General features: G+C 72.2%; 16 protein-coding genes and 1 pseudogene. 12 read left to right on the forward strand and 5 right to left on the reverse strand.

Annotation, left to right across the window (positions count from 1 at the left end):
• Positions 1-89: 89 nt before the first annotated feature.
• On the reverse strand, positions 90-407 hold the full coding sequence (locus C1N81_RS06565; RefSeq protein WP_394427675.1) for a hypothetical protein: 318 nt from the start codon (positions 405-407) through the stop codon (positions 90-92).
• 337 nt (positions 408-744) lie between these two features.
• On the opposite strand from C1N81_RS06565, the gene C1N81_RS06570 reads away from it, so the two are divergent.
• The 4 genes and pseudogenes from C1N81_RS06570 (at position 745) to C1N81_RS06585 (ending at position 13,752) form a co-directional block, all read left to right on the forward strand.
• Positions 745-11,334, forward strand: coding sequence for an amino acid adenylation domain-containing protein (locus C1N81_RS06570; protein ID WP_394427676.1), 10,590 nt, complete (start codon positions 745-747; stop codon positions 11,332-11,334).
• A 131-nt stretch (positions 11,335-11,465) separates the two neighbouring features.
• Positions 11,466-11,669 carry an MbtH family protein gene (locus C1N81_RS06575; protein ID WP_394437772.1) on the forward strand — a complete coding sequence of 68 codons (204 nt, stop codon included), beginning with the start codon at positions 11,466-11,468 and terminating at the stop codon, positions 11,667-11,669.
• 47 nt (positions 11,670-11,716) lie between these two features.
• A pseudogene (locus tag C1N81_RS06580) lies at positions 11,717-12,724 on the forward strand (ATP-binding cassette domain-containing protein); the annotation flags it as partial.
• A 194-nt stretch (positions 12,725-12,918) separates the two neighbouring features.
• Entirely contained in the window at positions 12,919-13,752 is an 834-nt protein-coding gene (locus C1N81_RS06585) for an ABC transporter permease (protein WP_394427678.1), read from the forward strand.
• 91 nt (positions 13,753-13,843) lie between these two features.
• Here the strand turns inward: C1N81_RS06585 and C1N81_RS06590 are convergent, their stop codons facing one another.
• Positions 13,844-14,323: an SRPBCC family protein gene (locus C1N81_RS06590; protein ID WP_394427679.1), complete on the reverse strand. Its 480-nt coding sequence runs from the start codon at positions 14,321-14,323 to the stop codon at positions 13,844-13,846.
• A gap of 423 nt (positions 14,324-14,746) precedes the next feature.
• On the opposite strand from C1N81_RS06590, the gene C1N81_RS06595 reads away from it, so the two are divergent.
• From C1N81_RS06595 to C1N81_RS06625, 7 genes are all read left to right on the forward strand, one after another.
• Positions 14,747-15,766 carry a M4 family metallopeptidase gene (locus C1N81_RS06595; protein WP_394427680.1) on the forward strand — a complete coding sequence of 340 codons (1,020 nt, stop codon included), beginning with the start codon at positions 14,747-14,749 and terminating at the stop codon, positions 15,764-15,766.
• 139 nt (positions 15,767-15,905) lie between these two features.
• The gene (locus C1N81_RS06600; RefSeq protein WP_394427681.1) at positions 15,906-16,151 is read left to right on the forward strand and encodes a hypothetical protein; all 246 of its coding nucleotides are present in this window, start codon (positions 15,906-15,908) and stop codon (positions 16,149-16,151) included.
• Positions 16,152-16,401: 250 nt separating this feature from the next.
• Entirely contained in the window at positions 16,402-17,412 is a 1,011-nt protein-coding gene (locus tag C1N81_RS06605; protein ID WP_394427682.1) for an Lrp/AsnC family transcriptional regulator, read from the forward strand.
• A gap of 144 nt (positions 17,413-17,556) precedes the next feature.
• Complete coding sequence (locus C1N81_RS06610) at positions 17,557-18,513, forward strand: polysaccharide deacetylase family protein (protein ID WP_394427683.1); 957 nt, start codon at positions 17,557-17,559, stop codon at positions 18,511-18,513.
• Positions 18,510-19,844, forward strand: coding sequence for an MFS transporter (locus C1N81_RS06615; protein WP_394427685.1), 1,335 nt, complete (start codon positions 18,510-18,512; stop codon positions 19,842-19,844). The genes C1N81_RS06610 and C1N81_RS06615 overlap by 4 nt, the downstream gene beginning before the upstream one ends.
• Positions 19,844-20,725, forward strand: coding sequence for an SDR family NAD(P)-dependent oxidoreductase (locus C1N81_RS06620; RefSeq protein ID WP_394427687.1), 882 nt, complete (start codon positions 19,844-19,846; stop codon positions 20,723-20,725). Before C1N81_RS06615 ends, C1N81_RS06620 begins: the two co-directional genes overlap by 1 nt.
• Positions 20,722-22,944, forward strand: coding sequence for a 2-dehydropantoate 2-reductase (locus tag C1N81_RS06625; protein WP_394427689.1), 2,223 nt, complete (start codon positions 20,722-20,724; stop codon positions 22,942-22,944). Before C1N81_RS06620 ends, C1N81_RS06625 begins: the two co-directional genes overlap by 4 nt.
• Positions 22,945-22,993: 49 nt before the next feature.
• Here the strand turns inward: C1N81_RS06625 and C1N81_RS06630 are convergent, their stop codons facing one another.
• The 3 genes from C1N81_RS06630 to C1N81_RS06640 all read right to left on the reverse strand — a co-directional run bounded on the left by C1N81_RS06630 (position 22,994) and on the right by C1N81_RS06640 (position 25,401).
• On the reverse strand, positions 22,994-23,941 hold the full coding sequence (locus tag C1N81_RS06630) for a phytoene/squalene synthase family protein (protein WP_394427691.1): 948 nt from the start codon (positions 23,939-23,941) through the stop codon (positions 22,994-22,996).
• Between the two features lie 86 nt (positions 23,942-24,027).
• Entirely contained in the window at positions 24,028-24,696 is a 669-nt protein-coding gene (locus C1N81_RS06635) for a Type 1 glutamine amidotransferase-like domain-containing protein (protein WP_394427693.1), read from the reverse strand.
• 132 nt (positions 24,697-24,828) lie between these two features.
• A complete protein-coding gene (locus C1N81_RS06640) occupies positions 24,829-25,401 on the reverse strand; it encodes a TetR family transcriptional regulator (RefSeq protein WP_394427695.1) in 573 nt (190 codons plus the stop codon).
• A 66-nt stretch (positions 25,402-25,467) separates the two neighbouring features.
• On the opposite strand from C1N81_RS06640, the gene C1N81_RS06645 reads away from it, so the two are divergent.
• Entirely contained in the window at positions 25,468-26,439 is a 972-nt protein-coding gene (locus C1N81_RS06645; RefSeq protein WP_394427697.1) for an SDR family NAD(P)-dependent oxidoreductase, read from the forward strand.

Below are 26,439 nucleotides of genomic sequence, written 5' to 3' on the forward strand. Positions count from 1 at the left end.
CATCGCACGGTCCGGGCAGGGCGGCATCGCACGGTCCGGGTCAGGGCCGCATCGCACGGTCCGGGTCAGGGCCGCATCGCACGGTCCGGTCAGGGCCGCACCTCGCAGAAGGAGAGCAGGCACAGGTTGCCGCCCTGCACCAGGCCGGTGCCCCCTCGGGTGTCGTCGCCCGAGCCCGTCGAACAACGGGAGAGCAGGCACAGGTTGAAGCCTTGCGTCCCTCGGTAGCCGCCCGCCGTTGTCGACGCGTGTCGAGCCGGGGCTTCCTGCCGGGGCCAGGCGCTCTCCGACCTTGCCGATGTGTCGGAGGCCGACGCGGCCGTGACCCCGGTGAGGGTGAAGGCCGCGACCGCGCCCCCTGTCACGGCTATCCCGCGAAGCGACTTGGCCCATCCTGATCGGTGCATCTGAAGGTGCTCCTCTGCGCTCGGGTCCGGTGGCGTGTGATGCGCGCACCGTGCTTGACCCTCTTGATCCGGAGCCCTCCCCCGGCCCGGATGGGTCCTCGGCCCCCCTGTCCCAGCGCATGTCTGGAATGCCCCCCGCCACCGGAGTGAAAGCGGGCGAAGTACGAACTAGTAACAAAGAGTGTCTTGTGTCACACACCAATCCGCAGCCCCATGCGTCTCGGATCAACCACGAAAGACGGTGCAGCGCAGGCTTCGCATCTGCACCGAGTGAGGCGCGAGCAGGAGGGGTGGTCGACGGTGTCAGCACGCATCGGTGCGGTACTGGAGCGGGCCCATGGCTGAGGGGAGCACCGTGAGGCTGCCGTTGACCGCGGCGCAGGAATCCCTGTGGTTCGCGCACCAGGTGCGCCCGCGGGGAACCGACTTCACGATCGCCGAGTACGTCGACATCACAGGGGAGCTGGACCTTGCCACGTTGCGGCGGGCCGTCACGCTCGTGACGCGGGAGATGGAAGCGCTGCGCGTCACGGTCGTCGACGACCCGAGCGGTGTGACGGCCGGGGTGGCCGACGACCCGAGCGGCGTGACGGCCGGGGCCTTCGACGACCCGAGCGGCGTGACGGCCGGTCAATACGTCCATGCCGACTCCGCCATGGGTGTCTCCTTCGTCGACCTGTCCGCACATGCGAACGGTGCGACGGCGGCCCACGAGGCGATGCGGCAGGACCTGTCCACGCCCATCGATGTCGTGCGGGGCCCGGTGACGGCCTTCACGCTGTATCGGCTCTCCGATGCCCGACATCTGCTGTTCCTGCGCACTCATCACCTGGTGCTGGACGGGTACGGCGCCGCTGTGGCGCTGGGCCGGATCGCCGAGACGTACGGTCTCCTCGCCGCCGGGCGCGACGTCCCGTCCGAGCCGCTGCCGCTCGAGCCCCTGGTCGCGGAAGCGCGGCAGTATCCGCAGTCCGTTCAATACGCCGAGGACGCCTCTTACTGGCGCGAGCAGTTGGAGGGCGCTCCGCTCGCCGAGCGGCTCACGGAGAGCACGGTGGCTCCGGGCGCGGAGGTGCTGCGGCGGTCGGTCACCCTGGACGGCGCCCGCTGGCGGCGGCTGCGCGACGGTGCCCGTCGGGGCCGGGTGGCCTGGCCCGCGCTGTTCGTGGCCGGTACGGCCGCCTACGTCCACCGGATGCGGGGCGCGGAGGACCTGCTCCTCGGCATGCCGGTGACCGGCCGCCGCAGCCGGACCGCGCGGCGGACGCCGGGCATGATGTCCCAGGTTCTTCCGCTGCGGCTGCGCGTGTCGGCGACCGACTCCGTGCAGGACCTGTTGCGCCGGACCACGACGGCGATGCGTGGCGTGCTGCGGCACCAGCGGTTCCCGGCGGAGGAACTGCGCCGGGAGCGCGGCCTGGTCCGTGGCGAGCCGTTGACGGGGCCCGCGGTGAACGTGCTCGCCTTCGACGAGAACCTGCGGTTCGGTCCGGCGAGCGGCACCCTGCACAACCTCGCGCTCGGCCCCGTGGAGGACCTGACGCTGGCCGTGCACCCCGCGCCGGGCGGCGCCGGTGCCCGCGTCGACGCTCTCGCCAACGCCGCGCTCTACGACGAGCGGGCCGCCGCCGGGCACCTGGAGCGGATCCTGCGGCTGACCGAGGAACTCGTCGCGGACCTGGAACGACCACTCAGCGCCGTAGAACTGACTGACCTTCAGGAGCGCCATCGGATGCTGGCCCTCGGGTCCGGCACACCGGCCGCCCCGGACGGTACGGCGATATCCCCCGAGGCGGCCGAGGACGGTGGAGCCGGAGATCCGACGCTGCCGGAGGTGCTTGCGCGGCTGGCGCGGGAGACACCCGACGCGCCGGCCGTGGACGACGGCACGCGCGGCCTGACCTTCGCCGAACTGGACCGGGCCGTCGACGCGGCCGCCGCGGCGCTGCGGGCGGACGGCGCGGGCCCCGGCACGACCGTGGCAGTGGCCCTGCCGCGTTCGGTCGACACCGTCGTCGCGCCACTCGCCGTGCTGCGCAGCGGCGCGGTCTACCTGCCGGTGGACGTCGCCTACCCGGCCGAGCGCATCGCCTACCTGCTGGCGGACTCCGCCCCGGTGATCCTGGTCTGCGCACCCGACGGCCCGGTCGCGGGCATGGCGCCCACGGGCACCGCCGTGCGCGAACTGTCGCGCACCCCGGACCCCGCGCCCGGCCTCTCCCTGCCCTCCGCGCCCAAGGGCGACGACGCCGCCTACCTCATCTACACGTCCGGCTCGACGGGCCGCCCGAAGGGTGTACTGGTCGAGCACCGCTCCATCAGCAACCTGCTCGCCCACCACCGGCAGGAGTCGCACGCGAGCGCGGATCTGGCCGAAGGGCGCCGGATGCGGGTCGCCCTCACCGCCGCCACCTCGTTCGACGCTTCCTGGGACCCGCTGCTGTGGATGCTGGGCGGCCACCACCTGCACATCGTCGACGACACCACGCGCCGCGACCCCGAGGCGCTGGTCGACTTCCTCCGCGCCGAGCGCATCGATGTCATCGAGACCACGCCCAGCTTCCTCCAGCAATTGCTGGCCGCCGGTCTCACCGCGCAGGACGACGACGCGGACGGCACGGCGGCGCACCGCCCCACGGTGATCGCGCTGGGCGGCGAGCCGGTCAACGACGAACTCTGGCAGCGCCTCTCCGGGGAGCGGGACCTGCTCGCCTACAACTTCTACGGGCCGACCGAGACGACGGTGAACGCCGTCACCGCCCGCATCGGCGGCGACATCCCCGTCATCGGCCGCCCGGTCCGCGGCGCCCGCTCCTACGTACTGGACGCGGCGCTGCGGCTGCTGCCGTGCGGCGCGACCGGCGAGCTGTACCTGGCGGGCGAAGGCGTGGCCCGCGGCTACTCCGGGCAGTCCGGGCTGACCGCCGACCGGTTCCTCGCCGACCCCTTCGGCGAACCGGGCGAGCGCATGTACCGCACAGGGGATCTGGCGCGGTGGCACGAGAACGGCTCGCTGGAGTTCGTCGGGCGCAGCGACGGACAGATCAAGGTCCGCGGTCAGCGGGTGGAGACCGGTGAGATCGAGACGGCGCTCCGCGCGCTGCCCGGGGTCGCGCAGGCGGCGGTCACGGTCCGCGCGGACGGGCCCGGGGGCGAACTCCTCGCCGCCTACCTCGTACCGGCCGAGGACGCGGCCGGCGCGAAGGTGCGGCGCGACCCGCGTCCGGTCCGCGACGCCCTGACGGCGTCGCTGCCCGCCCACATGGTGCCCGCGGCCTACGCCGTCACCGAGCGGCTGCCACTGACACCGAACGGGAAGCTGGACACCACGGCGCTGCCGGAGGCCACCGTTCCTTCCACGGGGCCAAGGAGCGCGCCGCGCACCGAGACCGAGGAGGCGGTCTGCGCGGCGATGGCGGACGTCCTCGGGCTGTCCGAGGTCGGCCGGGACGACGACTTCTTCGCTCTCGGCGGTCACTCCCTGCTTGCCACCCGGCTCCTGTCGCGGCTGGCCGAGCGGACCGGGACCCGGCTGCCGGTCCGGGCGCTCTTCGGGGCGCCGACGGTCGAGGGCCTCGCGGAACTCGTCGACGCCGACCGCGAGCCGGGACGGCCCGGGGAGAGCCCGGTCGGCCCAGCTCCCGGGCCGCGGCCCGCACGGCTTCCGCTCTCCGCCGCCCAGCACCGCCTGTGGCTGCTGGAACAAATGGGCGAGGGCGGCGAGCGCTACCACATCCCCGTCGCCGTCCGGCTCGACGGCGCCCTCGACGTGCCCGCGCTGCGGGCCGCTTTCTCCGACCTGCTCGCGCGGCACGAGAGCCTGCGGACCGTCTACCGGGAGGACGCGCAGGGGCCGCACCAGGTCGTTCTCCCGGCCGGGGAGTGCGGCGTCGAGCTGCACACCACCTCGGTGCGGCCGGGCGGCCGGCCCTCCGATTTCCCCGTGCCGGAATTCGACCTGACCCGACAGCCGCCGGTGCACGCCCTGTTGGCGCCCCTCAAGGAACAGGACGGCGCGTCCGGCTCGCACCTCCTGCTGCTGACGCTCCATCACATCGTCACCGACGGCTGGTCGATGGGGCCGCTCGTCCGTGATCTGAGTACGGCTTACCGGGCCCGCACCGGCGGACAGGGCCCGCGGTGGGAGCCGCTGCCCGCGCAGTACCCGGACTACGCGCTGCGTCAGCGCGCCCGGCTCGGCGACCCGGAGGACTCCGACTCACTGGCGGCGCGGCAGCTGACGCACTGGCGCACGGCGCTGGCGGGCCTGCCGCCCGAACTGCCCCTCCCCCACGACCGGCCGCGCCCGGAGCGCGCCACCAACCGCGGGGGCCGCATACCGATGCGCCTCGACGCGGCAGGGCACCGCGCGCTCGTCGCGCTCGCGCAGGACGCGGGAGTCAGCCCGTTCATGGTGTTGCACGCCGTGCTCGCCACGCTGCTGCACCGGTTGGGCGGCGGGGACGACATCGTCGTGGGCACGCCGGTGGCGGGCCGCGACGAGGAGGAGTTCCACGACGTCGTGGGCTTCTTCGTCAATACCCTGGTGCTGCGCGTAGACACCGGCGGCGATCCCGCCTTCCGTGAGCTGCTCGACCGGGTGCGCACCACGGACCTGAGCGCCTACGGACGGCAGGACCTGCCGTTCGAGCGGCTGGTGGAGGCCCTGGCGCCGCCGCGCTCACTCTCCCGGCACCCGCTCTTCCAGGTGATGCTGGCGCTGAACAACACCAGCGCGCCCCGGCTCGACCTGCCCGGTGTCCGCGCGGAGGCGCTCCGGCCCGAGCGGACGACCGCCAAATTCGACCTCACCTGGGACTTCACTGAACTGCACGGCGTCGACGGCGGACCGGCCGGACTGACCGGCGAACTGGAGTACAGCGCCGAACTCTTCGACGAGAGCACCGTCCGCCGCTTCGCCGACCACTTCACCCGCCTGCTGCGATCCGCGCTCGCCGACCCCGACGCGCGCCTGGGCGCCCTGGAGATGCTGACGGAGGACCAGCGCCGCGCCGCCCTCGACACGGGCCCCCAGGACGGCTCCGCCGAACGCGGCCACGAGCTGGTGCACAGCGTCTGCGACGTGCTGGAGACACAAGCGGCGGTCACCCCGGGCCGCACCGCGGTGGCCGACGGGCACCGCACGGTCTCGTTCGGCGAGCTGGCCGGCGAGCTGCTCGGCGTGGCCCGGCGGCTGTCGGCGGCAGGCGTCCGCCCCGGTGACCGGGTCGCCGTCGCGGTGCCCCGCTCCGCGCGGCAGATCGCCGCCGTCTTCGGCGTGCTGCGCGCCGGCGCGGTGTACGTGCCGCTCGACCCGTCGCACCCGGTGGAGCGCAACGCGCAGATCATGGAGTCCGCGCGCCCCGCGGTCCTGCTCACCGAGCGGGCCTGCGCCGCGGAACTGCCCGCCTCGCGCACCCCCACGCTGTACCTGGAGGAGGCGCCCGACCCGGACCTGCCCGCCGGAACGCTGCCGCCGGACGGGCCCCGCGGGGCCGACCCCGCCTACGTTCTCCACACCTCCGGGTCCACCGGCCGCCCCAAGGGCGTCGTCGTCGAGCACCGCGCGCTCGCCAACCTGCTGCGTCACCACGGCCGCCACTTGATCGAGCCCGCCGAGCAGGCCAACAACGGCAGGCCCCTGCGGGTGGCGCTGACGGCGGCGGCGACCTTCGACGCCTCCTGGGACCCACTGCTGTGGATGGCCGCCGGGCACGAGCTGCACCTGGTGGACGACCACAGCCGACGCGACCCGGAGGCGCTGGTGCGTCTGGTGCACGAGCGGCGGATCGACGTGATCGAGACGACACCGTCCTTCCTCGAACAGCTCCGCGCCTGCGGCCTGTTCGCCGCCGGCAAGCCCTGGCCGCGCGTGGTGGCCCTGGGCGGCGAGCCGGTGCACGAGAAGCTGTGGCGGGACCTGGCCGAGCTGTCCGGCGTGAGCGTGTGGAACCTCTACGGGCCGACCGAGACGACCGTGGACAGCGTCATCGCCCGGGTGACACCCGGCTCGGTCCCCGGCATCGGCCGGCCGATCACCGGCCTGCGCGCCCGCGTCCTCGACGCACGCCTCGGCCCCACGCCGCCGGGCGTCACCGGTGAGCTGTACCTGGCCGGAGCCGGTGTGGCCCGGGGCTACGACGGGGCGACCGGCATGACCGCCGACCGGTTCCTCGCCGACCCGTACGGTCCCGCGGGCAGCCGCATGTACCGCACCGGTGACCTGGTGCGCAGGCGCCCTGACCAGTCGCTCGTCTTCGTGGGCCGCACGGACTCCCAGGTCAAGGTGCGCGGGTTCCGCGTCGAGACCGGCGAGGTGGAGGCCGCGCTCACGACGCACCCGGCCGTCCGGCAGGCCGTGGTGAGCGTCCGCGACGCCGAGGGCGGCGGCAGGCTCGTCGCCTGGGCCGTGCCGGAGACCGGCGCCGAGCCGACAGCCGACCGGCTGCGCGCGTTCGTCGGCGACCGGCTCCCGGCGTACATGACGCCCTCCCACCTCGCGCTGGTGCCGGAGATACCCCTCACCGTGCACGGCAAGACGGACTTCGCCGCGCTCCCCGACCCGGGAGCGGCCGTACAGGAGCGGGGCGAGCGTCCGCGCACCCCGCAGGAGGAGATCCTCTGCGCGCTGTTCGCCGAGTGCCTCGGCACCGACTCCGTCAGCCGCGACGCCGACTTCTTCGCGCTCGGCGGCCATTCACTGCTGGCCACCCGGATCGTCAACCGCGTACGGAGCGCGTTCGGCGTCGAGATTCCCGTCCGCGCCCTGTTCGAGGACCCCACCCCGGCCGGACTCGCCCGCCGCCTCGACGGCGCCGCACGCGGACGCCCGTCCCTGCACGCCCGGACCGACCGGCCCGCGGACCTGCCGCTGTCCTTCGCGCAGCACCGGCTCTGGTTCCTCAACCGGATGCACGCCGCCGACGCCTCCTACAACCTGCCCATGGCCGTGGCGCTCCAAGGCCGGCTCGACGTGCCCGCCCTGCGCGCCGCGCTCGGCGACGTGGTGGCCCGGCACGAGAGCCTGCGCACGGTCTTCCGCGACGCCGCGGGCCGGCCCGGCACCCCGGCCCAGCGCGTCCTCTCCCCCGGCGAGGCCCGCCCCACGCTCACCGTCACGCCCAGCAGCCCTGGCCAGGCCCCGGACGTGCTGCGCACAGCGGCGCGCGAGGGGTTCGACCTCAGTCGTGACCTGCCGTTGCGCGCGGAGCTGCTGCGGACCGGTGCCGAGGAGCACATCCTGCTGCTGACGGCGCATCACATCGCGGCCGACGGCTGGTCGATGGGCCCGCTGGCGCAGGACCTGGCGGCCGCGTACGCCGCCCGGGTCGACGGCCGCGCCCCGGGCTGGACGCCGCTGCCGGTGCAGTACGCCGACTACGCCCTCTGGCAACGCGACCTGCTGGGCAGCCCCGATGACCCCGAAAGCGTGCACGCACGGCAACTGGCGTACTGGCGCGACGCGTTGGACGGAATACCGACCGAACTGGCGCTGCCCGCGGACCGGGCCCGCCCCGATACCGGCTCCGGACGCGGCGGCAGCATCACCCTGCCGCTCACCGAGGACGACGGCCGCCGCCTCGCGGAGCTGGCACGACGCGAGGGGGCCAGCACCTTCATGGCCCTGCACGCCGTACTCGCCGCGGTCCTCGACCGGCACGGCGCGGGAGAGGACATCGTCGTCGGCAGTCCGGTCGCAGGCCGCACCGACGAGGCGCTCGCCGGGCTTGTGGGCTTCTTCGTCAACACCCTGACCCTGCGGGTCCGCACCGACGGCGATCCGGACTTCCGCACCCTGCTGGAGCGGGCCCGGGAGACCGACCTGGCCGCGTACGCGCACCAGGACCTGCCGTTCGAGTCGCTCGTGGAGGACCTGGCGCCCCCGCGCTCCCTCTCCCGGCACCCGCTGTTCCAGGTGATGCTGTCCCTCAACAACGCCGGCCGCCCCACCCTCGACCTGCCCGGACTGCACGCCGCGGTGCAGGGCGTGGACACGGCCGCGGCCAAGTTCGACCTGTCGTTCAACTTCTCCGAGCAGTCCGGCGGCGGAGAGCTGACCGGTGAGCTGGAGTTCGCCCGCGACCTCTTCGACACGGCGACGGCCCAGCACCTGGCCGACTCCTTCGTCACGCTGCTCCGGCTCGTCGTCAAGGATCCGGAAACGCCGCTCTCAGGGCACGACCCTCTGGGCCGAGCCCTGCGCACCGAGCTGCTCGACCGGGGGCGCGGACCCGAGGCCGACCCGCGGCACCCGACCGTGGCGGCCGGCTTCCAGGCCACCGTCGCGGCGGCACGCAGCGGCGACATAGCGGTGCGCTGCGGCCCGCAGGCGCTCTCCTTCGCCGAACTCTCCCAGGACAGCGCCCGCCTGGCCCATCTGCTGCGCGCGCACGAAGTGGGCCCTGACCGCACCGTCGCGGTGCTGCTGCCGCGCTCCACCGGCTCGCTGACCGCGCTGCTCGGTGTCCTGGCCGCGGGCGGCGTCTACGCCCCGCTCGACGACGCCCTGCCGCAGGCGCGGGTGGACGCCGTCCTGACCGACGCGCGACCGGCTGTCGTCCTCGCGACCATGGCGACCGCCGACCGGGTCCCCGACGGGCCCTGGCAGGTGATCCTCCTGGACGCCCCCGACACCCTGGCGGCCCTGGCCGCACTCCCCGGTGAACCACCCAGGGACGGTGCGCCCGGCCCCCGGGACGCGGCCTACGTGCTGCACACCTCGGGCTCCACCGGACGCCCCAAGGGCGTCGTCGTGGAACACCGGTCGCTGGCCCAGCTGTGGGAGCACCACCGGCAGGCGCTGTTCGCGCCGGCGGCGAGCGGCGGGCGCAGGCTCCGGGTGGCACTCACCGCCTCCCTCTCCTTCGACGCCTCCTGGGACCCCGTGCTGTGGATGCTCGACGGGCACGAGCTCCTGGTCGTCGACAACGACACCCGCCGCGACCCGGCGGCCCTCGTCCGGGCCGTGCGCGAGGAACGTATCGACGTACTGGAGACCACCCCCAGCCACGCTGCGGCCCTGCTCGACGCCGGGCTGTGCGAGCCCGGGACGGCCGGGCACCCGCCCGCCGTCCTGGCGCTCGGCGGCGAAGCGGTGCCGCCCGGCCTGTGGCAGCGGCTGCGCGAGGTCCCCGGCCTCACCGTGTGGAACCTGTACGGACCCACCGAGGCCACCGTCGACACCCTGCACACGCCGCTGGGCGACAGCGACCGGCCCGTGCTCGGCACCCCCGTCGCCGGGACCCGGGCCTACGTCCTCGACCGCCACCTGCGGCCCGCCGCACCGAACGCGACCGGCGAGCTGTACCTCGCGGGAACGAGCCTGGCCCGCGGCTACCTCGACCGGCCCGCCGAGACCGCCGCCCGCTTCGTACCGGACCCGTTCGGCCCGCCGGGCGAGCGCATGTACCGCACCGGAGACCTCGTACGCCGCTGCTCCGACGGCCGGTTGGAGTTCATCGGCCGGGCCGACGGCCAGCTCAAGGTGCGCGGCTTCCGCGTGGAGCCCGGCGAGATCGTCACCGTACTGGAGCGGCGGCCCGGCGTCGCCCAGGCGGCCGTGGTGCTGCGCTCCGTCGGCGCGCAGGACGCCCAGGGCACGGAACAGCTGGTCGCCTACGTGGTGCCCGACCGTGCCGTGGTCGCGCCGGGTGGGTCGGACAGTGGCGCGGTCGCGCCGGGTGGGTCGGGCCGTGGCGCGGTCGCGCCGGGTGGGTCGGACCGTGACACGCTGCGCGCGGCCGTCGCGGCCGAACTGCCCGGCTACATGGTTCCCGCCGCGTTCGTCACCCTCGACGCGCTGCCGCTCACCGCGAGCGGCAAGCTGGACAGTGCCGCGCTCCCCACCCCGCACGGCGAACACCTGGCACGCGCCACGGGCCGGCCCCCGGCCGGACCGCGCGAGGACCTGCTGTGCGCCCTCTTCGCGGAGGAGCTGGGCACGCAACAGTGCTGGGCCGACGACGACTTCTTCGCACTCGGCGGCCATTCACTGCTGGCAGCCCGCCTGCTGGCACACGTACGCGACGCCACCGGCACGGATCTCGGCATCCGCGCACTGTTCGAGGCACCGACCCCGGCCGGTCTCGCGGCGGCGCTCGCGGCCCGCGAGGCGGAGTCCGGCGGCGCCCGGCCCGGCGAGGACCTGGCCTCCCTGCTGCCGCTGCGCGTCGGCGGCACGCTCCCGCCCCTGTTCTGCGTACACCCGGCGGGCGGCCTGGCATGGTCCTACGCGGGACTGCTTCAGCACCTCACCGACCGGCCCGTGTACGGGTTGCAGACGCCCAACCTGGACGGCACACAGCCCTTCCCGGAAAGCATCGAAGCGATGGCGGCGCACTACGTCGCGCAGTTGCGCACGGTGCAGCCGCACGGCCCCTACCGGCTGCTCGGCTGGTCCTTCGGCGGCAACGTCGTCCAAGAGATCGCCGTGCAACTCCAGGAGGCGGGCGAGGACGTGGCGCTCCTGGCCATCATGGACGCCTTCCCCGCACCGCCCGCCGACGGTCTGGAGGACGCCGGACACGACGTCGTCTTCCGCGCCCTGCTGACCGCCCTCGGCGTCGACCTGTCCGCCTGGGACCCGGACGCCCCGCTGGACGCCGCCGCCGTGCGCGACGCGCTGCGGGAGACCGGCAGCCCGCTCGGCGCCCTGGAGCCGGGCACCATCGAGACCATGGTCGGCAACTTCGCCGCCCAGGCCCGGCTGATGCGCCGCTACGTCCCGCGCACCGTCCACGGCGACATCCTCTTCTTCCGCGCCACGGACGAAGACCCCGGGAACGGCCTCGTCCCCGCCCTGTGGGAGCCGTACGTCGACGGCACGCTGCACGTCCACGACGTGCAGTGCGGCCACGCCCAGATGCTCCGCCCCGACTCCCGGGCCGTCATCGGACCCGTCCTCGACGCGGCGCTGCGTGCCACATGACCCCGTACATCAGTGACCGACAAGCGGCCAGGCGGCCAGGCGGCCAGCAGGCAGCAGCCAGCAGGCAGCTCAAGTAGGCGCGCAGAGCGCCCAGTTGACTCCACATGACCGAGAGAGTGAGTGACCGCACCATGACCAACCCCTTCGACAACCCCGCCATCCAGCACCGTGTCCTGGTCAACGACGAGGGCCAGCACTCGCTGTGGCCCGAGTTCGCCGACATCCCCGCGGGCTGGCGGCCCGTCCACGGACCCACGACCCGCGAGGCCTGCATCGCCTACGTCGACACCCACTGGACGGACCTCACGCCCCGCAGCGCCATGGCCTCCCGATGAACGCATCAGGAACGAACCTGCTCAGCCCCCTTCCGCACGGGGACGACCTGGGCCGGGCCGCCGCCGACCCCCTCCAGGGACCGGACGCGATCGTGACCGAGGGCCTCACACGGAGTTTCGGTGGCCGCCGGGCGCTCGCAGGCATCGACCTGCGCGCCCCGGCTGGCACCGTACTCAGCCTCCTGGGCCCCAACGGCGCGGGCAAGACCACCGTCGTACGCATCCTCACCACCCTGCTGCGCCCCGACGGCGGCCGCGCCACGGTCGCCGGGCACGACGTCCGCGACGCCCCCGAGGCCGTGCGTGAACGCATCGGCCTGTCCGGCCAGTACGCCGCCGTCGACGAACGCCTTACCGCACGCGAGAACCTCTACCTCGTCGCCCGGCTCCACGGCATGAACCGCAAGGAGGCCCGGCGGCGCACCGCCGACCTGCTCGAACGGTTCGCCCTCACCGAAGCCGCCGACCGGCCCAGCGGCGGCTTCTCCGGCGGCATGCGTCGCCGCCTCGACCTGGCCGGCGCCCTCACCACACGCCCCGCCGTCGTCTTCCTCGACGAACCCACCACGGGGCTCGACCCGCGCGGCCGGGCCGACACCTGGCAGGCCGTGCAGGACCTCGTCGCCGACGGCACCACCGTCCTGCTCACCACCCAATACCTTGAGGAGGCCGACCAACTCGCCGACTCCATCACCGTCATTGACCACGGCCGCGTCATAGCCCGCGGCACCGCGAACGAACTCAAGAAGACCGTCGGCGGAGAACGGATCACCCTCCGCCCCGCCGCGCCGGAAACCCTCGGCGCGGTCACCGAGGTGATGGCGGGCCTTGGCCCCTACGCACCGGACGTGGACCGGCGTACCGGCACGATCTCCGTCGCCACCGACCATGGCGCCGCGGCACTGCGGCACGCCCTCGCCGTACTGGAAGCGGCGCGGCTCACCGTACGGGACGTGTCACTCGCGCCACCCACTCTGGACGACGTGTTCCTGGCGCTGACAGGAAAGCCGCGGAGCGCTGACGTCTCCTCCGCGGAGCTGGACGCGCAGGGGCCGAAGCTGGACGCGCAGGGGCCTTGGCCGGACGCGGAAGGACGGGGGCCGGACGCGGAAGGGCGGGAGCTGGACGCGGAAGGGCGGGAGCTGGACCCCGAGGCCGACCCCTCCCCCGCCTCCCACACTCACCCCACCGCCGAGCAGCGACCCGCCCCGCTCCGACGCCGCAGCGGACGCAAGAAGGGAGCCCACGCATGGCGACGACGCTGAACCTGACCGCGCACCAACCGACCCCACCGTTTCGCACCGTGCGGGACGGACTCCTGATCGCCGGGCGCAACCTGCTCAATCTGCGTCGCACCCCGGGGGCGGTCATCGCCGCGCTCGTCCAACCGCTGATGTTCGTCCTGCTGCTCGCCTACGTCTTCGGCGGCAGCCTCGGCGGCGCCGAGTACCGGACGTTCCTGATGGGCGGCATCTTCGCCCAGGCCGTCACCTTCAATGCCTCGTTCACCGCCATCGGACTCGCCGCCGACATGGACAAAGGCATGGTCGACCGTTTCCGCGCCCTGCCCACACCGCGCGGCTCCGTGATCCTCGGCCGCACCCTGTCCGACCTCGCCCTGAGCGCGGTCACACTCACCGTCACCTCGTTGTGCGGTCTGCTCGTCGGCTGGCGCGTCGAGGGCTCGGCCGTGGAGGCCATCGCCGCCTACGGCCTGATCCTGCTCTTCGCCTTCGCGATGTCCTGGGTCGGGGCCACGATCGGCCTCATGGCCCGCAGCGTCGAGGTCGCCCAGAGCGCCGGGCTGATCTGGCTGTTCCCGGTCACCTTCGTCTCGGGAGCCTTCGTCTCCGTCGCCACGATGCCCGGCCCGCTCCGCGTGGTCGCGGAGTGGAACCCGGTATCGGCGACCGCGACCGCCACCCGCTCCCTCTTCGGCAACAAGGCCCCGTCGGCGGTACTCCCGCCCGATTCCTGGCCCGTCCAGCACGCCACCGCCTACGCGCTTCTGTGCGCGTGCGCCGTCATCGCCCTCTTCATGCCGCTGGCGGTCGGCCGGTACCGGAGAATCGCCCGGGGCTGACGTTGACACCGGTGCCGACGACGACTTGGCCGGTCGCCGTCCGCACTGGTCAGTACCGCGAGCCCTGCAACTGGGGCTGGCCGACCCGCCGTCAGAATCCGACGGCGCCATTCTCGACGGTGCGAGCGAGGATTCCGAGCGTGGCGCGCAGCCCCGCCTCCGGGATGACAGGGAAGACGCCCGCTTCCCGGTACTTGTCGTCGATCTGGCTCCAGTCGTAGTACGAGGTGACGAGGGTCCCCGCCGCACTGGGTTCGAGCCGGTACCCGTAGAGGTGCCGGATGGGCGGCTGGATGGTGCCTGAGATCGTCCATTCCAGGAGCACGTCGGGTTCGTACCGCGTGATGATCACGGTCACGTCGTACCGCCCCATCGGCAGGTCGCCGAGCGCTTCCCGGTCCATGTGCACGACGAACTCGTCCCCCACCCCGCTGACGGGCTCCCCTTCCGCGGACTGGAGCATCCCCGAGCTGTCGATGGCCACGTGGCCCCGCGGGGATCGCAACACCTCGAAGACCGCCGACGGGGGCGCGGCGATCTGACGGGCCACATCAAAACGTTCAGTCGTCATGCTCCACCCTCGCACGCACCCCGCCCGCACCCGGTGCCGGGGGACCGGCACGCGGCACGAGATCTCGCGCCCGCACGCCCTGTCCCGCGCGCTGAGCCGCCGCCGCAAGGCACGAGATGTTCACACCTGGCGACCGCATTTAGTAGTCAGCGAAGCAACTCGCTCGGAATCTGCAATTCCCTGCGCCCACGCCACCACCCCTTGATCCGTCAGCACGACACCTGGTCGTCAATTGCTTGGATGAGACCCCAGTGGAAAATGGTGAGCCACTCACAACCCGGTCACTAATACGCTGCGGCACCCCATCGACACGCACGACCGAAGGGTGTAGGAGGTGAAGTAGCCAACAGCAAACGGGGAGGTCTTCATATGCGCCACATATGCTCGTTTGTTCCCGCCCATGTCTTGGACCACATTGCGAGGGTGCACGCCAGGGAAAGTCTCGACCCCACCGACGCCCAGCGATCTGCCGTCGTATCGGCGAAGTTCCGCCAAGCGCGGATCCAGGCACCCGTGGCAGCTCCGAACACGCCCGCTCCTCTGGGACTCACTGAAGAGCTGGTGGAAGGAGTTCAGATACCCCGGCCGGGGACGGCCGGCGTCATCATCTATGACGACCTGCACCAGTGGAAATACAACGTCAAAGCTGTACGGGGCGAGGGCGACCCGGCCGTGCCGGGGCAGAACGCCAACGACGCGTACGACCACATGCACAAGGTCCTGCAGTATTACCGCGAAAAGCTCGGACGCAACTCCCTCGACAACTCCGGCCTGAACGTGGTCGCGAACGTCAACTTCGGAGTCGGCTTCGACAACGCGTTCTTCGATCCAACAGCACTGCTCATGGTTTTCGGGAACGGAAGCAACGTCGTCTTCCGAGATCTGACGGCCGATATCGACGTGTCAGCCCACGAGCTCACCCACGGAGTGACGCAGTTCACCAGCGGGCTGAACTACACCAACGATCAGAGCGGCGCGCTCAACGAGTCGTTCAGCGACATGCTGGCCTCGGCGATCGACGCGTGGGTCCATGGCCACGACGCGGACCATCACGACTGGCTCATCGGCGACGACATCATGGCACCTCAACTGACCGGCGAGGCGCTGCGCAACATGGCGGAGCCGGGCACCGCATACGACAACCCCGTCATGGGACGGGATCCGCAGCCGCGCGACATGAGTGGCTACTTCCAGCCTGCCGACCCGCACCTGATGTCAGGCATCACCAATCGCTGGTTCTACTTGATCTGCCGCGAGATCGGCATGGCCGAGGGCACGCTGATTATGTATCAGACGCTGCAGAACCTCTGGCCCACGGCCCAGTTCAAGGACGCTGCCACGATCGCCGCGTCTCAGGCGGCGATTCTCGCGACCAACAAGAAGGTGTCCCGAGAGGCTCCGCAGGTCGTTCGCGCCGCAGCACGAAAGCAGGGAATCTGGTAGCGGCCCGACGAAGACATCGCCTTATCTCGAAGGCGGCCAAAGCTCTTGTGACGACTTTGCCTCGCTCGGACGTTGTTGCGTGTCGAGACCGAGACCTAGACCGAGACCGAGACCAAGACCTGGGACGGAGAGGAATGGAATGGAGCACGACATAGAAGAGCTGGACGACAAAGTGCAGGACATCGCGCGGCTCATCCGGGAGATCCGTGACGAAGATGTCTGGCGTACGCTGCGGGAGTCCTGGCGGCGTCCGGGTTGGACGACCCCCGCGGAATCGATATTCGTAGCCAGTCAGCTCGACGCGATCAAAGACTCGCTACGGGTGATACGCCAACAGCAGGAGAGCCTTCTTGACGGCTGCCGCGCGGTGGGCGAGAAGAGCTGAGCCGTTCGAAGGGGCGGTGGCGGCCAGGTCGTGTCCGGAGGGGTTCGGCCAGGTGGCGCCAGGCCCGAGGAACTTTTTCGGACACCTGGTGGCGTAATCCGCCACGCTCCGGCCCCCGGCCGTTCGCTGGCCCGAACTGGGCCGTTTACCCCTGCGTAACGCCTCGACTGCTGGTTGACACGTCGTTGACCAGCGATGATGCAGGATTCCTTCATTGACGAGGGCCGGAGTGCTCATTAGCGTCAGCGGCATGAACCACCGAGCCTCCGCGGACACCCTCGACGAGCTGGACCGGCGCATCATCGCCGCCCTCCAGCTCAACGGTCGTGCCCCGTGGAGCGCGGTGGCGCGGTGGGTGGACGCCAGTGAGACGACGGCCCAGCGCCGCTACCGGTCCCTGCGCGAGCGGGGGCTGCTGCGTGTCATCGGCACTCTGGAGCTGGACCGGACGCGGGAGGGATCCTCCATGCTCGTCCGGGTGCAGGCCAGGCCCGGTCGCGGTCTGGACGTCGCGGACCGGCTCACCGCCAGTCCTGACGTCCGTTTCGTGGCGGTGGTGACCGGTGCCGCCGACCTCATCGTCGACTTCGTCGCGCGCGACAACGAGGAGATGATGCGGATGCTCTTCACCGACCTGCCGGCGGCCGACCTCATCACCAGCACCGAGGCCGTGCCGGTCATCCGCGCCTTCACCTCCGCCTCCCTCTGGGACACCGGGCTGCTGCCTCCCGAGGCCGCCGCCGACCTGCGGCCCGCCTCCTCGTCCTCCCCCTTCGAGCGCGCCGACTGGGACGGGACGCCGCAAGCGCTCAGCACCCTGGAGCAGGAGGTCGTCGCGGAGCTCAAGGAGGACGGCCGCACCCCGGTCAGCACCCTGGCGCGGCGTCTGGGACACACCGAGTCCAGCGTCGCGCGGGCCATGGACCGGCTCATGTCCCGCGGTGTCCTGCAGTTCCGCACGCTGGTGGAGTCCTCGCTGCTCGGCTACGACGCCGAGTTCATGGTCTGGCTGTCGATCGAGCCCGACCGGCTCGACGCGGCGGGACGGCAGCTCGCCGGGCATCCGGGCACCAAGTTCCTGGGCGCGGCGACCGGGCGTTTCAACCTCGTCGGGCACATGGTGCTGCCGCGCCGCACGGACCTTTTCCGTTACACCAGCGACGTCATCGGAGCGCTGCCCGGCCTCCTCGCCTCCGACGTGACGCTGCATCTGGTCACCATGAAGTACTCCTGGCACCGGATGGTCCCACCCGCCGCCTGAGCCCTCCACGGTCCGCAGAGCCGCACCGCACCGCATCGCACCGCACCGCACCGCATCGCACCGGCCGCCGGACACCACGAGCGCTCCCCCCTCAACCTTCTGTTCTCATCATTCGTACCGCCCCCGACCCCTGGTGGAGTCAGCATGCCCACAGACGATTCCGGCCTGCCCGCGGAGAGCTGGCGCTGGACCGAACAGACCTGGCGCGGCCACGTCGACGCCGTACGTGCCGGGCGGCGCCTGGTGCCCGATCGCTGGCCCGGCGGCGCCCGGGTCGCGGTCGCCCTGTCCTTCGACTCCGACCACGAGACGATCCCGCTGCGCGATGGCGAGACCAGCCCCGGCAGGCTCGCCCAGGGCGAGTACGGGGCCCGCGCGGGAGCCCCCCGCATCCTGAACCTGCTCGGCCGGCACTCCGTCCCCGCGACGTTCTTCATGCCGGCGGTCTCGGCCCTGATCCACCCCGAGGAGGCACGCTCCTACACGCGTGACGGGCACGAACTGGCCGTCCACGGCTGGATCCACGAGCGCAACATGCTGCTCGGCCGCGACGACGAGCGGGAGCTGACCGCCCGCGCCCTCGACACCCTGGAATCCCTGACCGGCCGACGTCCTGTGGGCATCCGTACGCCCTCCTGGGACTTCTCGGACTCCACGCTCGACATCATGCTGGAGCTCGGTTTCGCCTACGACTCCTCGCTGATGGCCGACGACGAGCCGTACGAGATCCTCGCCGACGGGAGGCCCACCGGGCTCGTCGAGATCCCGGTGGACTGGATCCGGGACGACGCCCCGTACTTCACCATGGACCGCTACGGCTCGGTCCGCCCGCACAGCCGCCCGCGCGACGTGCTGGAGATCTGGCGGGACGAGTTCGACGCCGCCTACCGCGACGGCGGGGTCTTCCAGCTCACCCTGCACCCGCATGTCATCGGCCACCGCTCGCGCCTGGTGGCGCTGCGGGAACTGCTCGATCACATCACCGGCCACGCCGACGTCTGGTTCGCCACGCACGCCCAGCTCGCCGACGCCGCGCGTGCCGTACTCACCACCCCGACGACCGCTCGTCCCGCCCCCGAAGCCCCGGAGCAGACGCCATGACGACCAAAGGATCCGCCACCCCCGCCGGTTCCCTGACCAAAGACGGCGGTCCCGCCGCCGGCGGCGGGAGACTGAGCGGCGCCCAGCGCAAGGCCATCGTCGCCGGCACCATCGGCAACACCGTCGAATGGGTCGACTGGGCCCTGTACTCCATCTTCGCCAAGATCATCGCTGACGAGTTCTTCCCCAAGGGCAACGGGGCGGTGGCGCTGCTTTCGACGCTCGCCGTCTTCGCCGTCGGCTTCGTGATGCGCCCGGTCGGCGCCGCCGTGCTCGGCGCCTACGCCGACCGCCGGGGCCGCAAGAAGGGCATGACTCTCACCGTCGCCCTGATGGCGGGCGCGGGGTTCCTCATCGCGATCACGCCCACCTACGAGACCATCGGCGTGCTCTCGCCGTTCATCCTGCTCCTCGCACGGCTCGTCCAGGGGTTCTCGGCGGGCGGCGAGTTCGGCTCGTCCTCCGCCTTCCTCGTGGAGTCGGCCGCCCGCGGCAGGCGCGCGTTCGCCGGGTCCTGGCAGCAGGTGTCGGTGGCGGGCGGCGTCCTCATCGCCTCCCTCCTCGGCACCCTCACCACCTCGGCGCTGAGCGACGACGCCGTGCACTCCTGGGGCTGGCGGGCCGCGTTCGTCTTCGGCGCCCTGCTCGGCCTCGTCGGTCTGTGGCTGCGGGTCTCCGTGGAGGACACCGAGGCCTTCACCCAGGCCCAGGGCGAGGGGCGGACCCGGACCAACCCCGTCAAGGCGATGTTCGTCGAGCACCCGGCGGCGACCCTGCGGGTCGTCGGCATCACCATCGCGGGCACGCTGACCTACTACATCTGGGTCAACTACCTTCCCACGTACGCGAATCTGACCACCGGCATCCCGCTCAGAACCGCGCTGCTGTCACAGACGCTGTGTCTGCTCGTCTTCGTCGTGGCGTTGCCGTTCGCCGGGCGGCTGTCGGACCGCATCGGCCGCAAGCCGACGATGGCGGGCTTCGCCGCCGGCTTCGTCGTCCTCGCCTGGCCCCTGCTGCACCTGCTCAACGGCAGTTTCCTCAGCCTGTTCCTCGTCCAGCTCATCGGCATGCTGCTGATCCTCGGCTACTCCGCCAACTGCGCCGTCATCATGGCCGAGCAGTTCCCGGCCGAGGTCCGTGCCACCGGCATCGCCCTGCCCTACGCGCTCGCCGTCGCCGTCTTCGGCGGCACCGCGCCCTACCTCACCACCTGGCTGCACGAGAGCGGCCACAGCGACCTGCTGTGGATCTACGTGTCCGTCGCGGCGCTGATCTCCCTCGTCGTCTATCTCACGATGCCGGAGACCAAGGACAAGGAGTTCGACTGATGGTTCATGTCCTCGTCACCGGCGCCGCGGGCGGGATCGGCGGCGCGATCGCCGAGGAGTTCGCCGCGCGGGGCGCCCTGCTCACCCTCGCCGACCGCGACCCGGGCGCCCTGGACAGGGTCGCCGCACGCCTCGGCGGCCGGGCGGCGACGCACACCGCGGACCTGACGGACCCGGATGCCCCCTCCGCCCTGGTCGAGGCGGCCTGGTCCGGGCACGGCCCCGTGGACGTCCTGGTCAACGCCGCCGGTCTCTACCCCTCCCTGGACATGCTGGACGTGGACGCCCGCGCCTGGGACCGGCTGTTCGCCGTCAACCTGCGGGCGCCCGTCCTCACCACCGGCGCGTTCGCCCGGCTCGCTGTAGCCGCCGGCCGGCCCGGTGCGGTCGTCAACATCTCCTCCGGGTCCGCGCTGCGCGCCCGGCCCGGCGGGGGCCCGTACGCGAGTTCCAAGGCCGCCCTGGAGATGGCCACCCGGGCCGCCGCCCTGGAACTGGGCGAGCACGGCATCCGCGTCAACGCGGTCAGCCCCGGCTTCGTCCAGGTCGCCAGCGACTGCAACCCCGTCTCCGCCGAGTACGCGGCGGCGATCGGCACCAACCCCCTTGGCCGCCCCGGCGATCCCCGGGACATCGCCCGCGCGGTGTGCTGGATCGCGGGCCCGGACGCCTCCTGGATCACCGGGGAGGTCCTGCGCGTCGACGGCGGCTCCAGCACGGGCGCGCTGCACCTGCCCCGCATCTGGCAGCCCGGAGACACCCGCGCCACCTCGCTCGCCGCGACACCGGCCGCCCCCACAGCGCCCGGAGCAACCCCGCTCGCCCCCACGGCGCCCGGCGCGACCCCGCTCGCCGCCCCCACGGAAGGACCCACCCGATGACCGCCCCATCCCCCCAGCGAGCCGCCTACACCGTCGTCGGCGCGGGCGCGATCGGCGGCACGCTGGCGTTCGCCCTCGCGCGCGCCGGCCACCCCGTCACCGTCGTCGACGCCGACCCGGCGCACGTGGCGGCGATCCGCGCGAACGGACTCGTCGTCGCCCGCGGCGGCACCCGCACCGGCGTGCCCGTCACGGCCGTCACCCCGGACGAGTTCGAGGGAACCCTCGGTCGGGTCCTGCTGGCGGTGAAGGCCCAGGCGACGGGGGGCGCGGCCGCCTGGATCGCGCCCCGTCTCGCCCCGGACGGCTTCGTCGTCTCGCTCCAGAACGGTTTCAACGAGGCACTGATCGCCCAGCACATCGGGGCCGAGCGGACCGTCGCCGCCTTCGTGAACATCTTCGCCGACGTGGTCGAACCGGGCGTCGTCCTGGACGGCGGCGCCGGAGCCCTCGTCATCGGTGAGTGCGACCGTGCCCCGGTCAGCGACCGCGTCCGCTCCGTCGTCGAGGACCTCCACAGCTGGGGCCCGGCCGTGGCCAGCGACAACGTCGAGGGGTACTTGTGGGCCAAGGCCGGTTTCGGCGCGATGCTCGCCGCGACCGCCCTCGCCGACGCCCCCATGGCCGACCTCATCGACCGGCACAGGGCCGCCATGACCGGCCTGACCGACGAGATCTTCGCCGTCGCCGACCGGCTCGGCATCACCCTTGAGCCCTTCGACGCCTTCGACCCCCACCCCCTTCGGCAGGGGGCCGACCCGGCCGCACGCGAAGCCGCCCTCGACCGGCTGACCGCCTGGTTGCGCACGCAGAGCAAGGACCGCAGCGGCATCTGGCGCGACCTCGCCGTACGGCACCGGCCCGTCGAGGTCACCACCCACTACGCCGACGTCTTCGACCACGCGGCCCGCGAAGGACTGCCCACCCCGCTCCTGCGCACCGTCATGGACGGGCTGCTCGACCTGGAAGGCGCTCCGCAGAAGATGTCGGAGTCACGCCTCGACGAGCTGGACCGGCTCACGGGGTCCGCGGTCCCCGGCCGTCTGCCCGAAGCGGAGCAGGCCGAGGCGGTGCGTGTCTGGCTGGAGGAACACCGCGAAGAGATGGTCGCGGACCTCGACGCCTACACCTCCCAGGGCAGTTCGAGTGACGACCGGGCCGCCCTCGACGCCTGCCTCGGCTGGCTGCGCGACTGGCTCGACCAGCGCCTGGGCGCGCCGGAGTCGGAGAAGACGCTGCCCCGCACGGACGTCGGCGACATCCTCATACGCCGCTACCCGGCCCGGAACGCGACAGCCGGGGACGACCGGCCCGTCCTCCTCCTGGCCCACTACGACACGGTCTGGTCGACCGGCACTCTCGACGCCTGGCCCTTCCACCGCGACGGCGACCACATCAGCGGACCCGGCGTCTTCGACATGAAGGCCGGTCTCGTCCAGGCGGTCTGGGCCCTGCGCGCCCTCGACGCACTGAACCTGCCCCGCCCTGCCTGCACCCTGATGCTCAACGGCGACGAGGAGACGGGCAGTCTCGGCTCCCACGAAGCCATCGTGGAGGAGTCCCGCACCAGCCGGCTCGCCATGGTCTTCGAAGCGGCCGCCGACGGCGCCATCAAGACGGCCCGCAAGGGCGTGGGCCTGTTCACGCTCACGGTCACCGGCACCGAGGCGCACGCGGGGCTCGACCCGACCGCAGGGGCGAGCGCGGTCGACGAACTCGCCCACCAGGTCCTGCGGTTGGCCGCACTCCGCGACCCCGGCGCGGGCACCTCGCTCAACGTGGGCACGGTTCGGGGCGGCACCCGCAGCAACGTCACCGCGGGCAGCGCCGTCGCGCACATCGACGTACGTGTCGCCTCCTCGGCCGAGCAACAGCGCATCACCGACGCCCTCGCCGCGCTCGCACCGGTGGACCCGCGGACCCGTGTGGAGGTCGGCGGAGACTGGAACCGCCCCGTCTTCGAACGCACCCCGCAGGTCGCGTCCTACGCCGAACTGGCCCGCCGGTGCGCCGCGTTGCTCGGCGAGGAGCTGCGGGAGACATCCGTGGGCGGCGCCAGCGACGGCAACTTCGTGGTGGCCGCCGGGACACCGGTCCTGGACGGTATCGGCGCCATCGGCTCGGGCGCGCACGCCCGCTCGGAGAACACCTCGGTGTCCGGCATGGTCACACGTTCCTCGCTCGCCGCAACGGTGCTGGTCTCGCTCGCCGCCGCATGAGCACGGGGCCCCGATGACTCCCACGTCGCGGGGCCATACCGGACGGCGTCTACCTTCGGCGGCGCCGCGCCGCCCGGTACTGGCCGCCCAGTGTTCTCAGGACCGCCGGCAACGGCGCCTCGGCTCCCCCGTCCACCAGATCGCCGCCCGCCCGGCGCACCGCGGCCAGCTTGAGGTGCTGGAGGCGGCACAGCGCGGTGGCGAAGGGCCCGGCCGCCGGGACGACGAGCCGGGGCAGCCGCTCCGCCGCCCGGAGCCGGTCCTGCGCCAGGGCGGCCTGCTCCTGGACCAGTGCGGCCAGGGAACGCCGGGTGCTGTCCGTGGGTTGCGCGATGCCGGCCACGGTCAGCCCGTGCCGGTCGAGGTCCTGCCGAGGAATGCCGACCACGCCGTCGGCGGCATCCTCGGCGAGGTCGTCGAGCCAGTCCACCCGCTGCATCGACTCGATCAGCGCGCGGCATCCCTCTTCGAACGCGGCTTGATCGCCGCGCCCGCCGCGAGGACCCTGTGCGCTGTCCGGGGCGACGAAACCGGCCATGAGCATGAAGGCGGGCAGTGAGTAGCCCGTGACGTACTCCTGAAGCTGTTCCTCGGTGGTGAAGCCCGTGTAGTCGACGTCCAGAGGGGCGCCGTCGAGGAAGGCTTCGACGCGCGGTCGCAGGCCGGGGTGGCGCATGACGGTGTCGGCGAGTGTCCGCAGGGTGGCGTTGGTGCCGACCGCCGGTTCGTCGAGTGCGGCACGGGTCGCTTCGGCCCAGCGCGCCAGCGCATTCTTGCGGTCGGCGACGTCACCGGTGTCGATGAGGTTGTCGGTGGCGTGCATGAAGGCGACCGCGGCGACGACCGGTGGGCGCAGGTCCCGCGGCAGCAGGAGACGTACCGCCAGGTACTCCTTCTTCGCGAAGGTCTTCACGAGGTCGCGTTGGCGGGAGTAGTCCGCGTGCAGGTCGGCGCGCCGGATCCCGGCATCACGCAGCGTCTTCTTCCAGGTGGGCATCGCAAGATCCTAAGAGGCGGTCGGACGGGCGGAGGACCGCACCGGCCGGGGGGGCGCTGCCTCCGCGCATGTGTCGCGTCACGGCGTCACGGATGGAACCGCCACCGGCCCTCGGAGACGACCTCCACCTCACCGTCCCTGACGCGAACGGCCGTCTCGTCGTCGATGAAGTAGATCGGGAAGTCCGCCCGGGCGGCGATGCGATCGGCCCAGGCGTCGTCCCGCACGGGGAAATCGGGTGAGTACAGATGGGGCTTGAGGTACCAGTCGAAGAGGCCGAACGGCGGCTCCACCGTCTTCGTGCCGAGCAGGTGGAGGTCCGCGGTGTCCCCGATCACGTCGGCGGAGTGTGCGGTGAGATGGCGGCTGAAGATCATCGATCCTGCGCTGAACCCGACGTAGACGCGGCTCTGCAGCGCCTCCAGGAAGCCGTCGGCGAGGCCGTTGCCGGTGATGCTGCGCGCGAGGTGGTAGTGGTTGCCGCCGCTGACGTAGACGACGTCGGCGTGGAGCAGCCGGTCGAGCACCGTCTGCCGGGGCAGGCCGTTCAGCTCCAGGACGTCGAACTCGCGCCAGCCCAGGCCGTGCACCCGGTTCATGTCCGCGAGCAACCATCCGTGGTCCCCGGGCTCCGCGAGTGACGCCGTGGGCACGTACACGACGTTCGCCTCTCCGAACGGCTTCCCCAGCATGTCCCGCAGCGCGTCCAGTTGTGTGTCGTTGCGCAGGCCGCTCGCCGTCAGCAGATAGTTCATCGCGCGAGCCAAGCACGGCTGAAGCAGGCGCGCAACGAGACCGCCGTGTGCAACCGCGCCGCCACCTGGGCAGCAGCCCCCGGGCGGGTCGGGCGAGGAACACCTCGTCCGACCGGTGGCCGGAGGTGTCTTTCAGTGCACGAGGAGATCGACGGCGACCTTCAGGCGTGCGAGGTAGATATCCCGCGACTCTGCCTGGTGCTTCAGGCCGATCGATGTGCTGATCAGTGTCTGCGCCACGCGGGCGGCCCTCTCCCGGCCCGAGTCGACGGCGAGCGCGTCCGTGATCAGCTCCTCGAACCGCCGTGGAGCGGTCTGTGCGATCGGTCCGATGAGGTCGGGGTTGTCCTCGACGACCCCGGCGACATCGCGGGCCAGCGGGCCGACGTAGCGGCCCGCCCAGCGGTCGAAGGCTTCGATGAGACGTTGCGGGAGCGGGCGGTCGACCTCGGCCAGGACGTGTTCGACCGCCGCGATGTCGCGTTCCAGAGCCTGGGTGACCGCGGCGCGGAACAGGGCTTCCTTCGAGGCGAAGAGGAAGTAGAGCCCCGGGCGGGAGATGTGCGCCGCCCGCGCCACCTCCTCCATGGAGGTCTTCCGGTAGCCGAACCGGGCGAACGTGGCCAGGGCGGAGTCCAGAACCGTGGTCCGACGGTCGGTCTCGGTGGTCGGCGATGCCAGGGGCTCGGCCTCGGGGCTGCTCATGAGGCGATCCTAGAGGGCGCCAGTCTAGCTATACAAGTTCAGTCAAGTGTGTATAGCCTCGGCGCCATGACCGCTCGCGAACCTCTCTCCACGCCCTTCACCGCCACCACCACCGCCGCCGAGGTGGTGCGGGACGTCGACCTCACCGGCGTCCGGGCGATCGTGACGGGAGCTTCCTCCGGAATCGGGATCGAGACGGCTCGCGCGTTGGCCGCGGCCGGGGCACAGGTGACACTCGCCGTGCGCAACACGGCCGCGGGTGACGCCGTCGCCGCAACGATCGAGAGCTCGACAGGGCGGATCCGCCCGCGGGTCGTCCGCCTCGACCTCGCCGACAGGGCCTCCGTCACGTCCTTCGTCGACGCGTGGAGCGGCCCGCTGCACCTGCTGATCAACAACGCGGGTGTGGTCACCGGCGGTCTCGAACGGACCCGCGAAGGCTGGGAGTTGCAGTTCGCGACGAATCACCTGGGCCATCACGCACTCGCCGTCGGCCTCCACGACGCCTTGGCCCTCGGAGCGTCGGAGCGCGACGGGGCGAGGATCGTCTCGGTCAGTTCGACGGCGCACATGCGTTCCGGCATCGACTTCGACGACCTTCACTTCGAGCGGCGCCGCTACGATCCGCAGATCGCCTACGCCCAGTCGAAAACGGCGAACTCCCTCTTCGCCGTCGAGGCGACCCGCCGGTGGGCGTCCGACGGCATCGTCGCCAACGCGGTGAATCCCGGTGGTGTCGCGACGGGTCTGCAGCGGAACTTCACCGAACAGCAGAAGCGGTCACTCGACGCGGCCGAGGCCGCCGGAGTCTTCACGTACAAGACGCTCCAGCAGGGCGCCGCCACGACCGTGGTCGCGGCCGTCGCCCCACAGTTCGCCCGCTCCGGAGGCCACTACCTCGACGACGCGCGCGAGGCCTACACCGTGCCGGACGACGCCGACCTCGCTCGACATCCGCACGGCGTCAAGGAATGGGCCCTCGATCCCGCCCTCGCCGAGCGCCTCTGGACGGTCTCGACCGACCTGCTCGGCGCCTGA

The organism is Streptomyces sp. SGAir0957, assembly GCF_043523415.1.

Coding starts and splice junctions, on each gene's coding strand:
- C1N81_RS06570 (WP_394427676.1), top strand. CDS start 745: ATGGCTGAGGGGAGCACCGTGAGGCTGCCGTTGACCGCGGCGCAGGAA.
- C1N81_RS06600 (WP_394427681.1), top strand. CDS start 15,906: ATGGAGCACGACATAGAAGAGCTGGACGACAAAGTGCAGGACATCGCG.
- C1N81_RS06585 (WP_394427678.1), top strand. CDS start 12,919: ATGGCGACGACGCTGAACCTGACCGCGCACCAACCGACCCCACCGTTT.
- C1N81_RS06640 (WP_394427695.1), bottom strand. CDS start 25,401: ATGAGCAGCCCCGAGGCCGAGCCCCTGGCATCGCCGACCACCGAGACC.
- C1N81_RS06635 (WP_394427693.1), bottom strand. CDS start 24,696: ATGAACTATCTGCTGACGGCGAGCGGCCTGCGCAACGACACACAACTG.
- C1N81_RS06610 (WP_394427683.1), top strand. CDS start 17,557: ATGCCCACAGACGATTCCGGCCTGCCCGCGGAGAGCTGGCGCTGGACC.
- C1N81_RS06605 (WP_394427682.1), top strand. CDS start 16,402: ATGAACCACCGAGCCTCCGCGGACACCCTCGACGAGCTGGACCGGCGC.
- C1N81_RS06645 (WP_394427697.1), top strand. CDS start 25,468: ATGACCGCTCGCGAACCTCTCTCCACGCCCTTCACCGCCACCACCACC.
- C1N81_RS06590 (WP_394427679.1), bottom strand. CDS start 14,323: ATGACGACTGAACGTTTTGATGTGGCCCGTCAGATCGCCGCGCCCCCG.
- C1N81_RS06565 (WP_394427675.1), bottom strand. CDS start 407: ATGCACCGATCAGGATGGGCCAAGTCGCTTCGCGGGATAGCCGTGACA.
- C1N81_RS06615 (WP_394427685.1), top strand. CDS start 18,510: ATGACGACCAAAGGATCCGCCACCCCCGCCGGTTCCCTGACCAAAGAC.
- C1N81_RS06620 (WP_394427687.1), top strand. CDS start 19,844: ATGGTTCATGTCCTCGTCACCGGCGCCGCGGGCGGGATCGGCGGCGCG.
- C1N81_RS06630 (WP_394427691.1), bottom strand. CDS start 23,941: ATGCCCACCTGGAAGAAGACGCTGCGTGATGCCGGGATCCGGCGCGCC.
- C1N81_RS06575 (WP_394437772.1), top strand. CDS start 11,466: ATGACCAACCCCTTCGACAACCCCGCCATCCAGCACCGTGTCCTGGTC.
- C1N81_RS06625 (WP_394427689.1), top strand. CDS start 20,722: ATGACCGCCCCATCCCCCCAGCGAGCCGCCTACACCGTCGTCGGCGCG.